Consider the following 731-nt stretch of genomic DNA (forward strand, 5'->3'; position numbering starts at 1 on the left):
TCAATTGAGTGCGTGAACGAATACCGACGAAGTGAGCATCTGCGATCTTTTCGATCAACTCATCTTGAGCCAAAGAAGTTTTCAAATATTCAATGTTGGTATAACCTGCCTTTTTAAGTGTTTCCACAGCAGATTCATGTACACCTTCTAAAAGCAAAAACCTGATTTTACCTTTATCTAAAGACGTCGTAGTCATATTCGCAAAAAACCTTTTATCTAAGAATCAAAATACACTGTTAACAACAGATTATTTCAAGAATTTGTGTCTGGAAAAGCCGCGTATGATAACATATTCCGCTTTTTAGTCGTTCAAAATATTAAAACTCTTTTTAATTCTAGCTATATCAATTGTTTAGTTGCAATAGCTAGAATTAAATTTAACATTAAGCGCTGTTATTTCTTGCCTTTTAGCTAACTAGCCTTGGAAGTAAGAGTACAGTTATTAACAGATTTAGGTGGATTGATAAGCTTATGGCTTCGGAAACTCAGATAATTGATGCGTTAAAAGCAGTGGTAGAAGACGGGAAAGTTCGTACTGATGCGGAGACTCTAGAGTCTCATGGTAAGGATTGGACGAAAATATATGCGCCTAAGCCTCTAGCGATTGTATTCCCCAAAACAACTGAAGAAGTTCAGGCAATTGTTAAGCTAGCGAATGAGCACGAGTTTGCACTAGTACCTTCTGGCGGACGAACCGGTTTAAGTGCGGGGGCTGTGGCAAGCAATGGTGA

Annotated in this window: 1 protein-coding gene and 1 pseudogene; one reads left to right on the forward strand and one right to left on the reverse strand. The window is 38.0% G+C overall.

The window, feature by feature from the left end; genetic code table 11:
- Positions 1 to 196 (reverse strand): annotated as a pseudogene (locus tag A3735_RS26080) (phosphoglycerate dehydrogenase); the annotation flags it as partial.
- Between the two features lie 275 nt (positions 197 to 471).
- Here A3735_RS26080 and A3735_RS26085 point away from each other — a divergent pair.
- A partial coding sequence (locus A3735_RS26085; protein ID WP_156499933.1) for an FAD-binding oxidoreductase occupies positions 472 to 731 on the forward strand: 260 nt, incomplete at its 3' end.

Source organism: Oleiphilus sp. HI0061, from assembly GCF_001635675.1.